This window comes from Ectothiorhodospira lacustris (assembly GCF_022227845.1).
GTDB classification, from domain to species: Bacteria; Pseudomonadota; Gammaproteobacteria; order Ectothiorhodospirales; family Ectothiorhodospiraceae; genus Ectothiorhodospira; species Ectothiorhodospira lacustris.
In genome coordinates, this window is sequence record NZ_JAJNQN010000002.1 from 213292 (window position 1) to 225898 (window position 12607).

The window sequence follows — 12607 nt, forward strand, 5'->3', positions numbered from 1 at the left end:
CCTTGTGGATAAGCGTTGAACAGGCGTAGGACGGAGCGACCGAGTCAGACCGCTTCCCGGTGGCGGGAGGCAGTGCCGGTGGAGCCGGTCAGGCGGCCCTGTTTCTCCAGCTTCTTTTTGATGCGGCCCCGCTTCAGGGATGAGATGTGATCCACGAACAGCTTGCCGTCCAGATGGTCGATCTCATGCTGGATGCAGACCGCCAGCAGGCCGCCCGCCTCCAGTTCGAAGGGCTTGCCGTCGCGATTCAAGGCCCGCACCCGCACCCGCTGGGCACGCCGCACCGGCTCGTAGAAGCCGGGGACGGACAGGCAGCCTTCCTCGGTCTCCACGTCTCCCTCGCGGCCGACGATCTCCGGATTGATCAGGCAGATGGGGTGCAGGCCCTGGCCGGACCGCTCATCGGAGCCCTCCTCGGCCACGTCCATCACCACCACCCGGTGCAGCACCCCCACCTGGGTCGCGGCCAGGCCGATGCCCGAGGCGTGGTACATGGTCTCGAACATGTCGTCCACCAACTTGCGGATGGTGTCATCCACCACCTTGACGGTTTCGGCCTGACGACGCAGCCGGGGATCGGGAAAATGCAAGATTTCTAGCAGGGCCATGACCGCTCATCCGCTAAAGTGGGTGTATGTGTGCAGGCTCAAAATCATTTCTGCTACAGTTGGGATCATATTAGATCATTGCCGTACAGGTCGGGTTCTTTACTCCAGCCATGGGGCTTCCATGGGCTGTCTTCGGGGCAGTGCCACGGAAGGGTCCGGAACAATGATGCCTTAGTGACGAGGGGAAACCATGTCCGCTCCCAATCCGCGGCGTATCGGGCGCCGCCTGTCCGCCGTAACGCTTATTCTAGCGTTCCTGGCCTCAGGATGCGCCACCACGCCACCGGAGCCGGAACCATTGCCGCCGGTACCGGCGGCGGCGGCACCCGCCCCTGCGCCGCCTCCGGCGGAAGTCCGCATCCGCCCCACCGCACCGGAACGCTACGTGGTCCAGCGAGGCGACACCCTGTGGGACATCTCCAACCGGTTCCTGCGCGACCCCTGGTTCTGGCCCGAGATCTGGGTCAGCAACCCGCAGATCGCCAACCCTCACCTGATCTATCCCGGTGACATCATCACCCTGTACTACGTGGACGGCCGCCCCCATCTCACCGTGGATGGAGGACCGCGGGTCCGGCCCACCCTGCGTCTCTCGCCCCAGGTCAGGGCTGAGCCCCTGCCGCCCTCCATGGATGTTCCGATCCAGGCCCTGCAGCAATTCCTGATTCGTCCCAGAGTTGTGACAAAGGAGCAGTTGGAAGATTCCGCCTATCTGATGGCCGCCCGCGATGAACGCCTGGTATTCGGTGCCCATGATCGCCTCTACGCCCGCCGTCTGCAGGGAGAACCCCTCGGCCGACGTTTTGACGTGTTCCGGGCCGGCGGTGAACTCAGGGACCCGAAGACCCGGGAACTGCTGGGCTACGAGGCCATCCCCGTCGGCGAGGCCGAACTGGTTCGGGGAGGCGATCCGGCCACGGTACTGCTTGTACGCAGCGATCGCGAGGCCCTGATCGGGGATCGCCTGCTGCATCAGGAGGCCGAGGAGCAGAACTTCCTCTTCACCCCTTCCGCACCGCCCAGGGAGGCGGAAGGCCAGATCATCTCCCTGTTCGACGCCATCAGTCAGATCGCCCGTTTTCAGGTGGCGGTCATCAACCTGGGGGAACGGGAAGGCATTGAGCGTGGCCATGTCTTTGCCACCTACCAGTCCGGCCGGGTCGTCCGTGACCGCCTGGCAGGACGTCTGGGTGAGCAGGTCACCCTGCCCGATGAACGGGTCGGCCTGGTCATGGTGTTCCGTACCTTCGAGAAGGTGAGCTACGCCCTGGTGATGGAGTCCACCCATCCCATCGAGAGAGGCTTCACCGTCAAGCGCCCCTGAGCGGGGCACAGGGACAGGGCTACGACATATGGATTCGTCCGCGCTGACCGCCTGGCTCCACCTCCTGCACGCACCGGGGGTGGGGCCCGCCACCTTCATGCGCCTGCTGCAGCAGCATGCCACGCCCCAGGGTGTGCTGGCAGCCGGTCCGTCCGCCGGGCGCCCGGCGGGCCTGTCGGCGACGGCCATCACCTTTCTCCAGGAAGAAACACCACCGGGGGTTCAAGCGGATCTGGATTGGGCCGGCCGGGAGGGACATCACATCCTGACCCTGGCGGACCCCCGCTATCCGGTCCGCCTGAAGGACATCCCGGGACCACCCCCGGTCCTGTACGTGGTGGGGGATCCCCAGGTGCTGTCCTGGCCCATGCTGGCAGTGGTGGGCAGCCGCCACCCCACACCCGGCGGCCGTGAAACCGCCACCGCCTTCAGTGCTCACCTGGCCCGCCGCGGGCTGGTGATCGCCAGCGGCCTGGCCAAAGGCATCGATGCCGCCGCCCATGAAGGCGCTCTGGCGGCCCATGGCCTGACCGTCGCGGTGACGGGCACCGGCCCTGACCGGATCTATCCCGCCGCCCACCGCAACCTGGGGCATCGCATCGTGGCCGAAGGGGCCATGGTGACGGAACTCCCCACCGGCACCCCGGCCACACCGCAGAACTTCCCCCGGCGCAACCGTATCCTGGCGGGCCTGGCGGTGGGGACCCTGGTGGTGGAGGCGGCCACCCGCAGCGGCTCCCTGATCACCGCCCGGCTGGCGGCGGAACAGGGGCGGGAGGTGTTTGCCATCCCCGGCTCCATCCATAACCCTCTGGCCCGGGGCTGTCATCGCCTGATCCGCGAGGGCGCCAAACTGGTGGAGACGGCGGATGATATCCTTGAAGAGTTGGGGGAGCTTCTGCCGCCCTGCTCTCCGGCCCCGGCAACGGATCCCCCATCGGCCGTCGCCGCGACGGCGCCGGATGGGGACCACACCCGGCTGCTCGAAGCCATGGGGCATGACCCGGTGGCGGTGGATCAGCTCGTGGCCCGCACCAGATTGACCGTGAGTGCGGTTTCCTCCATGCTGCTGCTCATGGAGTTGCGCGGCCAGGTGGCCTCCTTGTCCGGTGGTCGTTACGTCCGCCTGCTGTCGGAAAGCGGAAAATGAAAGAAAACGTACTTGATGTCCTGATGTATTTATTTGAAAACTATATTGATGACGATACCGAGCTTGAGCCGGATCGTGAGCAGCTTCAGGACCTTCTGCTGGATGCCGGTTTCCCGGTGGCCGAGATCCACAAGGCCTTCGACTGGCTGGAAAACCTGGCCGGCCAGGATTCCCCGCAGACGGTGCATGCCGGCTCGGCACTGCGTCTCTACACAGAGGCCGAGATGAACCGCATGGATGCAGAAAGCCGTGGCTTTCTGCTGTTTCTGGAACAAAACGGTGTCCTTAGCCCCGCCACCCGCGAGGTGGTCATCAACCGGATCATGGATCTGGATGCCGAAGACATCAGCCTGGAAGAAATCAAATGGATCACGCTCATGGTGCTGTTCAATCAGCCCGGGCAGGAAGCCGCCTATACCTGGCTGGAGAACATGATGTTCGACAGCCCGCCGGAGTATCTGCACTGAAACCCCACAAAGAACAACAGGTAGCCAGGACATGAGCAAGAACCTGGTCATCGTCGAGTCTCCCGCCAAGGCCAAGACCATCAAGAAGTACCTCGGTAGCGATTTCGAGGTACTGGCCTCCTATGGCCACGTGCGCGACCTGGTGCCCAAAGAGGGCGCCGTGGACCCGGACCACGACTTCCGCATGCACTACCAGGTGATCGACCGCAACGAGAAACATGTGGAGAGCATCGCCCGCGCCCTGAAGAAGGCCGATCGTCTGATCCTGGCCACCGACCCGGACCGGGAAGGCGAGGCCATCTCCTGGCATCTCCATGAACTGCTGCAGGAGCGGGGGCTGCTGGACAACAAGACCACCGAGCGGGTGGTCTTCCATGAGATCACCCAGCGGGCGGTACGCGACGCCATCGAACATCCCCGCGAACTGTCCAACGACCTGATCAACGCCCAGCAGGCGCGCCGCGCCCTGGACTATCTGGTGGGCTTCAACCTCTCGCCGCTTTTGTGGAAGAAGATCAAGCGCGGCCTGTCCGCCGGCCGGGTACAGAGCCCCGCCCTGCGCATGATCGTGGAGCGGGAAGAAGAGATCGAACGCTTCGTCACCCGGGAATACTGGACCTTGGACGCCCTGGCGGCCAAGGACGACAGCCCGTTCACCGCCCGCCTGCAGATCTATGCCGGCCGCAAGCTGGAACAGTTCGACATCAACAACGCGGCCGACGCGGACCAGACCCGCCGGACCCTGCTGGCCACCGCCCAAGGCCGTCTGCGGGTGGCCAGGGTGGAAAAGAAGCAACGCCGCCGCAACCCGGCACCGCCGTTTACCACCTCCACCCTGCAGCAGGAGGCGGTGCGCAAACTGGGCTTCTCCGCCAGCCGCGCCATGCGCGTGGCCCAGCAGCTCTACGAGGGCATCGACCTGGGCTCCGGCCCCGTGGGCCTGATCACCTACATGCGTACCGACTCCTTCACCCTGGCCAAGGAGGCCGTGGAGGAGATCCGCACCCTGATCGCCCGGCGCTACGGCAAGGACAAAGTCCCCGATGGCCCGCGCCAATACAAGACCAAGTCCAAGAACGCCCAGGAGGCCCACGAGGCCATCCGCCCCACCTCGGTGCTGCATCTGCCCGATGAGGTGAAAGCCCATCTGACCACCGACCAGTTCAAGCTCTATGACCTGATCTGGAAACGCACCGTGGCCTGCCAGATGATCCACGCCACCCTGGACACGGTGGCCGCCGATCTTGAAGCAGGCAGTCCCGAGCATGTCTTTCGTGCCACCGGTTCCTCCGTGCGCGACCCCGGCTTCATGGCCGTCTACCGGGAAGACCAGGACGACGCCCCGGTGGAAAGCGATGAACGTTTGCTGCCGGAACTCAAGGAAGGCGAACAGGTGACCCTGAACGACGTGCAGGCGGATCAGCACTTCACCGAACCACCGCCCCGCTACTCGGAAGCCAGCCTGGTGAAAGCCCTGGAAGAGCACGGCATCGGCCGTCCCTCCACCTATGCCTCCATCATCAGCACCCTGTTGCAACGGGAATACGCGGAACTGTTGAACCGGCGCTTCGTGCCCACGGACATCGGCCGCATCGTCAACACCTTCCTGACCCAGCACTTCACCCAGTATGTGGACTACGACTTCACCGCCCGGCTGGAAGATGAACTGGACGAGATCTCCCGGGGTGAGAAGGACTGGATTCCGGTGATGGAAGGCTTCTGGAGCCGCTTCCATGAACAGGTGAAGGAAAAGGATGCCTCGGTGACCCGCGAAGAGGCGGTGCAGGCCCGGGAGATCGGCACCGATCCCCAATCCGGGCGCCCTGTCTCGGTGCGTATGGGACGCTATGGACCCTTCGTGCAGATCGGCACCAAGGAAGATGAGGAAAAACCCCGCTTCGCCGGCCTGCGTCCCGGCCAGAAGATGGACAGCATCACCCTGGACGAGGCGCTGGCCCTGTTCCAGCTGCCCCGGGAGTTGGGGGAAACCCCGGAAGGGGAACCGGTGAGCGTGAACATCGGCCGCTTCGGACCCTACGTGAAGTTCGGCAGCCGCTATGCCTCCCTCAAGAAGGAGGATGACCCCTATACCATCGAACTGCCCCGCGCCCTGGAGTTGGTGGCGGAGAAGAAGGAGATCGATGCCAACCGTTTCATCCAGGTGTTCGAGGAAGCCGGCATCCAGGTCCTCAATGGCCGCTACGGACCCTACATCACCGACGGCAGCAAGAATGCCCGCATTCCCAAGGACGCAGACCCCAAGGCCCTGACCCTGGAGCAGTGCCGCACCCTGCTGGCGGCCGCCCCGGAAAAGAAGGGCCGGGGCACCAAGAAGGCTGCGCCGAAGAAGAAGGCCGCGACCACCAAGCCGGCGACAACCGACAAGGCCACGGGCACGAAAAAAGCCGCAGCCGGCAAGCCCAGGACGACCAAAGCGGCCTCCGGGAGCACGACCCGTTCCCGCAAGACTGCCGCGACCAAGGCCACGGATCAGGACAAGCCCGCCGCCGAAGGCGGTGTCGGCAGTTCCCACTGATGTCCTGATCCATGAACCGACGACTGACGGATATCGCCGACGCCGCCGCACTGATTCGTGGCGGCGGCGTGATTGCCTATCCCACCGAGGCGGTATTCGGTCTGGGCTGTGATCCCCGTAACGAGATTGCAGTACACCGGCTGTTGCAGATCAAGCGCCGCCTGCCCGACCAGGGCCTGATCCTGATCGGGGCGGACTTTGTTCAGCTCGCCCCCTTCCTGCGTCCGGTAGACGCCCGGCTGCAGGTACAGGCCATGGCCACCTGGCCCGGTCCTCACACCTGGCTGTGGCCGGCCCGGCCGGACGCTCCCCGCTGGCTCACCGGGGTCCATGACACCCTGGCAGTGCGCATCACCGACCACCCCCTGGCGGCGGCCCTGTGCCGAGCGGCGGACATGGCACTGGTCTCGACCAGTGCCAATCTTTCCGGTCAGCCACCCGGGCGGGATGCAGACACCGTGAATGCGGCACTGGGCGAGCTGCTGGATGGCATTCTGGAAGGCCCCACCGGCGGCCGGGAGCATCCCAGCGAGATTCGGGATCTGCAGACCGGCCGGCAGATACGGGGCAGCTGATCCCATGGCCAGCACTGTCTCGCCCCGGATTGAACCCGTTCTGGATTATTTTCGCGACCTGCAGGACCGGATCTGCCGGACCCTGGCCGACAGGGACCCGGTCGCCGCCTGGGTGGATGATGCCTGGACCCGGGAGGAAGGCGGCGGCGGCCGCAGCCGGGTGATGCGCCGAGGGGCGATCTTCGAACAGGCCGGCGTCAACTTCTCCCACGTCTCCGGCCGCAGCCTGCCCCCCACCGCTACGGCCCATCGCCCGGCCCTGGCCGGACGCCGCTTCCAGGCCGCGGGGGTATCCCTGGTCATCCATCCCCTCAATCCCCATGTTCCCAGCTCCCATGCCAACGTGCGCTTCTTTCTGGCGGAAAAGGACGACGAAGATCCGGTGTGGTGGTTCGGCGGTGGCTTTGATCTCACCCCCTATTACGGCGTTGACGAGGACTGCGTCCACTGGCATGACCATGCCCGCTCCCTGTGCACCCCCTTTGGCGAGGGGGTGCACCCCCGCTTCAAGCAGTGGTGCGACGAGTACTTCTATCTGAAACATCGCCGGGAGCACCGGGGGATCGGCGGGCTGTTCTTTGATGACCTGAACGAATGGGGCTTTGAACGCTGTTTTGAATTTGTGCGCGGTGTGGGGGACGGCTACCTGCCCAGCTACCTGCCCATCGTGGAACGGCGCCACGGGACGCCTTACACCCAGGCCCAGAGGGATTTCCAGCTCTACCGGCGGGGGCGCTACGTGGAGTTCAACCTGCTCTATGACCGGGGCACCCTGTTCGGGCTGCAATCGGGAGGGCGTACCGAATCCATCCTCATGTCCCTGCCGCCCCTGGTGCGGTGGGAATACAACTACCAGGCGCCGCCGGGGAGTCCGGAGGCGCTGCTGCTGGAGCGGTATCTCACCCCCAGAGACTGGGTCTGAGGCGGGAGTCCAAAGTCATCACCCGGCACTGGATTCCCGCTTTCGCGGGAATGACGGAACGACGGAACGACGGAATGCCAGAATGACGGAATAACGGGATGAAGGGATGAAGGGATGAAGGGAATGACGGATTCAGGGCATCCTTACCAGGCCTGCTTCAGTCCGTGGCCGGTGCCACCTCGGGAAACTCATTGAGCACCTTGTCCGTGCGCGGATCCACTTCATAGAGCTTCACCCCATACCCCCACAGGGTGGCCAGATGCCGCAGTACCTGGCGGGCATCGGACTCTTCCAGCAGGCGGCCATCCACGGCGCGATGCTCCAGGATCAGCCGCCGATCTCCGGACAGGTCCACGTCCACCACCTGGATGTCCGGCTCATGGCGGGCCAGGTCATACTGGCCCGACAGGGCCCGGCGCACGTCCCGATAACCCCCGTCGTCGTGGATGGCCTCCACCATCAGATTCGCCTCGTCCGCGTCGTCCCGTACCGAAAACAGACGCATGTCCCGCATCACCTTCGGGCCCAGGAACTGAAGGATGAAGCTCTCGTCCCGGTACTCGGCCCAGGCCTGCTTCCAGGTGCTCAGGAAGTCCCCGTTACCGGCGATGTCCGGGAACCAGCGCCGGTCTTCCTCGGTGGGGTTCAGGCACATCCGCTTCAGATCCTGCAGGATGTTGAAGCCCAGGGCATAGGGGTTGATGCCCGAAAACCGGGGATCATCGTACTCCGGCTGGAACACCACATTGGTATGGTGGTGCAGAAACTCCATGAAGGCCCCGTCAGTCAGCCGTCCGGTCTCGTGCAGGCGGGTCATGAGGTGATAGTGCACTGACGTGGCACAGCCCTCGTTCATCACCTTGGTCTGCTTCTGGGGGTAGAAGTACTGGGACACCACCCGCACGATGCGCAGGATCTCCCGCTGCCAGTGGTGCAGCCGGGGGGCGCGCTTTTCCAGGAAATAGAGCAGGTTCTCCTCCGGCAGTCTCAGGGCCTCCCGGCGTTTATCCAGCGCCTGCACCTGGGGTGCCGGCTGGTCGGGACGCTGGGGCAGGGTGCGCCACAGATCGCTGAAGGTCTGTTCTTCGTAGCGGCGGCGCTCCTTCTTCCGCTGCATCTCCTGATGCAGGTTCAGGGGCTGGCGGCGGGGATAACGGTGTACCCCGTGGGTCATCAGGGCATGGGCGGCATCCAGCACCCGCTCCACCTCCCGCTGGCCGTAACGCTCCTCGCACTCGGACACATAGGCCTTGGCAAAATCCAGATAGTCCAGGATGCCTTCCGCGTCGGTCCAGGAACGGAACAGGTGGTTGTTCTTGAAAAAGTGGCTGTGACCGAAGGCGGCGTGGGCCATGACCAGGGTCTGCATGGTCATGGTGTTCTCTTCCATGATGTAGCACAGACAGGGATTGGAGTTGATGACGATCTCGTAGGCCAGGCCGGTCATGCCTTTGCGGTAGTACATCTCGTCGCGGGCGAAGTGCTTGCCGAAGGACCAGTGGCGATAGAACAGGGGCATGCCCATGGAGGAATAGGCATCCAGCATCTGTTCCGAACTGATGACCTCTACCTGGCTGGGATAGGGGTCGAGACCCATCTCGTCGATGGCCACGCGCTCGATGGCATCGAAGGCCTTCTTGATGAGCGGATAGTCCCAGTCGGCGCCGGTGTAGAGGGGGGTGTCTGCGTTCATGGGGCTCATCCTCCTAGCGCCGCAATTCCACTGGGGTGAACAGATCCCGGAACACGGGGAAGATGTCCGCCCGGGACTTCACCTTGCGCATGGCCAGGGGTCGGCCGGCCTTCACCAGCCGCTCATAGACCTGCCACAGGTCCGTGGTCATCTCCCAGCCCCGCTCTTCGGCCACCTCGATGTAGGCAAAGTATCGACACACCGGCAGGATCAACGACTCCATCATCTCCACCACTGCCGGGTTGTCCGCCGGCGTGTTGTCGCCGTCCGAGGCCTGGGCGGCATAGATGTTCCAGTCCGTCGGGTCATAACGCTCCCGCAACACCCGCTCCATCTCCTCCAGGGCCGGGGAGACCAGGGTGCCGCCGGTCTCCCGGGAATAGAAGAAGGTGTCCTCGTCCACTTCCTGGGCGATGTGGGTGTGGCGGATGAAGACAATGTCCACATGCTGGTAGCGGCGCTGCAGGAACAGGTACAGCAGCATGAAAAAGCGCTTGGCCAGGTCCTTCATGTCCTCGGTCATGGAGCCGGAGACATCCATGAGGCAGAACATCACCGCCTGGGAAATGGGCTTGGGCACCGGGTCGAAGCGGTTGTAGCGCAGGTCGATGGGGTCGATATAGGGGATCCGCTTGGCACGGACGATCTGCTCCTCCCGCAGCTTGATCAACGCCCGCAAACGCTCCGGGTCTTTGCCGGAGCGCTCCAGGCGGTCGATCTCCTCGTCCAGGACCCGGGTCTCCTCCCGCCGGGGGCGCTTGAGGGCCAGGCGCCGGGACAGGGAGTTGCGCATGGTGCGGGCAAGATTGAGGTTGGAGGGGGAGCCGGAGACGGAATAGCCGGCCCGTTGCAGGCCCTGGTGTTCCACCTTGGTGAGCTGGGTGCGGACCAGGTCGGGCAGTTCCAGGTTCTCGAAGAACAGATCCAGGAACTCATCCCGGCTGACGGTGAACTGGAAGACATCCTCCCCTTCGCCCTGGGGACTGCCGCCGCGACCGCCCTGCCCTTGCCCACCCTCGGGACGGGCGATGGCGTCTCCGGCCACGTACTGCTTGTTGCCGGGCACCACGTGGCGGCGCAACCCCTTGCCGCTGCCCTTGCGGAAGCCGGGCTCCTGCAACCCATCGGCCGGGATGCTGATCTCCTCGCCCCCCTGCCCGATGTCCGCCACCTTGCGCCGGGCCGAGACATCCCGTACCGCGTCCAGGATCTGACGCCGGGCACGGCCGATGAAACGCTGGCGATTGGCCAGACTCTTGTCCTTCGGATTGAGACGCCGGTCGACGATATTGACCACAGTGCCCCTCCTCGTGCAGCCGGGCCGTCAGCCCGCCTGTTTGACCCGCATGTACCATTCCACCAGACGGCGCACCTGCCGCTCGGTGTACCCCCGCTCCACCATGCGCAAGACGAACTCGGTGTGCTTGCGCTCCATGTCGGAATCCGTCTTGGCACCGAAGCTGATCACGGGCAGCAGGTCTTCCACCTGACTGAACATGCGCTTCTCGATCACCTCCCGGATCTTCTCGTACGAGGTCCATGAGGGCATCTTCCCCCCCTGACTCGCCTGGGCCCGCAGGGCGAACTTGACCACCTCGTTGCGGAAGTCCTTGGGATTGGCGATGCCCGCCGCCTTCTCGATCTTGCTCAGTTCCTGGTTCAGGGCCTGGCGGTCCAGCAGCTGACCGGTGTCCGGGTCCTTGAAGTCATGGTCCTCGATCCAGGCGTCGGCATAGGAGACATAGCGCTCGAAAAGGTTCTGGCCGAAGTCGCTGTAGGACTCCAGATAGGCCTTTTGGATCTCGTGGCCGATGAAGTCGGCATAACGGGGCGCCAACTCCGCCTTGATGTACTCCAGGTAGCGCCGCTCCGTGTCCTCCGGGAACTGCTGGCGGCGGATCGACTGCTCCAGCATGTAGAGCAGGTGCACCGGATCGGCGGCCACCTCCCGGGTGTCGTAGTTGAAGGTCTCGGACAGCACCTTGAAGGCAAAGCGGGTGGAGACCCCGTCCATGCCCTCGTCCACCCCGGCCACGTCCCGGTACTCCTGCATGGACTTGGCCTTGGGATCGGTGTCCTTGAGGCTCTCGCCGTTGTAGACGCGCATCTTGGAGAACAGGTTGGAATTCTCGTGTTCCCGCAGGCGGGTGAGGATGGAGAACCTGGCCAGGATGTCCAGGGTGGCCGGGGCGCAGGGGGCATCCGCCAGTTCGCTGGACTGGATCAGCTTCTCGTAGATCTTCTCCTCCTCCGTGACCCGCAGGCAGTAGGGCACCTTGACCACGGAGATGCGGTCGATGAAGGCTTCGTTGTTCTTGTTGTTCTTGAAGCTCTGCCATTCCGATTCGTTGGAATGGGCCATGATGATCCCCTGATAGGGGATGGCGCCGATGTTCTCCGTGCCCACGTAGTTGCCTTCCTGGGTGGCGGTGAGCAGCGGATGGAGCATCTTGATGGGGGCCTTGAACATCTCCACGAACTCCAGCATCCCCTGGTTGGCCCGGTTGAGACCGCCGGAATAGCTGTAGGCATCGGTATCGTTCTGGCTATAGAGCTCCAACTTGCGGATGTCCACCTTGCCCACCAGGGAAGATATGTCCTGGTTGTTCTCGTCCCCGGGCTCGGTCTTGGAGACGGCAATCTGGCGCAGGCGGGAGGGATAGAGGCGCACCACGGAGAAGCGGGCGATGTCGCCGCCGAACTCGTCCAAGCGCTTCACCGCCCAGGGAGAGATGAGGCCGTTGAGCCGACGCCGGGGGATGTTGAACCGCTGCTCCAGGGTCTCGCCCATGACGGTGGGGTCAAACAACCCCAGGGGACTCTCGAACACCGGCGAGATCTCGTCACCGGCCTTGAGCACATAGATGGGATGCTTCTCCATCAGGGCCTTGAGGCGCTCGGACAAGGACGACTTGCCGCCCCCCACGGGGCCGAGCAGGTAGAGGATCTGCTTGCGCTCCTCCAGCCCCTGAGCCGCATAGCGGAAAAAGCCCACGATGCGCTCAATGGTCTCTTCCATCCCGTAGAAATCCTCGAAGGCGGGATAGATCTTGATGGTGCGGTTGAGAAAGATGCGCCCCAGCCGTTCATCCTTGGCGGTGTCCAGGACCCTGGGCTCGCCGATGGCGGCCACCAGCCGCTCGGCGGCACTGGCATAGCGCATCGGGTCATCGGGGCATCCTTCCAGGTATTCTCCCAGGGACATCTCCGTCTCCTGGCGTTTCTGGTATGCGCGTGCGTACTGCGCAATCAAGGCTTCAGCCGAATCCATCGCAATCACCCCCTCGTTATGGAGTCAGATGACACTGCGTTGACCTATGCAAGATAGGGAC

General features: G+C 64.1%; 10 protein-coding genes. 6 read left to right on the forward strand and 4 right to left on the reverse strand.

The window, feature by feature from the left end; translation table 11 throughout:
* Window positions 1-44: 44 nt before the first annotated feature.
* Complete coding sequence (def, locus tag LQ956_RS02680; protein ID WP_238623071.1) at window positions 45-608, reverse strand: peptide deformylase; 564 nt, start codon at window positions 606-608, stop codon at window positions 45-47.
* A gap of 190 nt (window positions 609-798) precedes the next feature.
* On the opposite strand from def, the gene LQ956_RS02685 reads away from it, so the two are divergent.
* From LQ956_RS02685 to hemF, 6 genes are read left to right on the forward strand one after another with little or no spacing between them, the layout of a single operon-like run.
* The gene (locus tag LQ956_RS02685) at window positions 799-1932 is read left to right on the forward strand and encodes a LysM peptidoglycan-binding domain-containing protein (RefSeq protein WP_238623072.1); all 1134 of its coding nucleotides are present in this window, start codon (window positions 799-801) and stop codon (window positions 1930-1932) included.
* Window positions 1933-1960: 28 nt separating this feature from the next.
* A complete protein-coding gene (dprA, locus tag LQ956_RS02690) occupies window positions 1961-3082 on the forward strand; it encodes a DNA-processing protein DprA (protein ID WP_238629348.1) in 1122 nt (373 codons plus the stop codon).
* Window positions 3079-3549 carry a DUF494 family protein gene (locus tag LQ956_RS02695; RefSeq protein WP_238623074.1) on the forward strand — a complete coding sequence of 157 codons (471 nt, stop codon included), beginning with the start codon at window positions 3079-3081 and terminating at the stop codon, window positions 3547-3549. The genes dprA and LQ956_RS02695 overlap by 4 nt, the downstream gene beginning before the upstream one ends.
* 31 nt (window positions 3550-3580) lie before the next feature.
* Window positions 3581-6085 (forward strand): DNA topoisomerase I, encoded by a 2505-nt coding sequence (locus tag LQ956_RS02700; RefSeq protein ID WP_238629349.1) that lies wholly within the window; start codon window positions 3581-3583, stop codon window positions 6083-6085.
* Between the two features lie 11 nt (window positions 6086-6096).
* On the forward strand, window positions 6097-6660 hold the full coding sequence (gene tsaC, locus LQ956_RS02705) for an L-threonylcarbamoyladenylate synthase type 1 TsaC (protein WP_238623338.1): 564 nt from the start codon (window positions 6097-6099) through the stop codon (window positions 6658-6660).
* A 4-nt stretch (window positions 6661-6664) separates the two neighbouring features.
* The gene (gene hemF, locus LQ956_RS02710; RefSeq protein WP_238629350.1) at window positions 6665-7582 is read left to right on the forward strand and encodes an oxygen-dependent coproporphyrinogen oxidase; all 918 of its coding nucleotides are present in this window, start codon (window positions 6665-6667) and stop codon (window positions 7580-7582) included.
* A 157-nt stretch (window positions 7583-7739) separates the two neighbouring features.
* On the opposite strand, the gene LQ956_RS02715 is transcribed toward hemF, so the two are convergent.
* From LQ956_RS02715 to LQ956_RS02725, 3 genes are read right to left on the reverse strand one after another with little or no spacing between them, the layout of a single operon-like run.
* Window positions 7740-9275, reverse strand: coding sequence for a SpoVR family protein (locus tag LQ956_RS02715; protein ID WP_238623340.1), 1536 nt, complete (start codon window positions 9273-9275; stop codon window positions 7740-7742).
* Window positions 9276-9288: 13 nt separating this feature from the next.
* The gene (locus tag LQ956_RS02720; protein WP_238629351.1) at window positions 9289-10572 is read right to left on the reverse strand and encodes a YeaH/YhbH family protein; all 1284 of its coding nucleotides are present in this window, start codon (window positions 10570-10572) and stop codon (window positions 9289-9291) included.
* 27 nt (window positions 10573-10599) lie between these two features.
* Window positions 10600-12546, reverse strand: coding sequence for a PrkA family serine protein kinase (locus LQ956_RS02725; RefSeq protein WP_238623342.1), 1947 nt, complete (start codon window positions 12544-12546; stop codon window positions 10600-10602).
* Window positions 12547-12607: the final 61 nt, after the last annotated feature.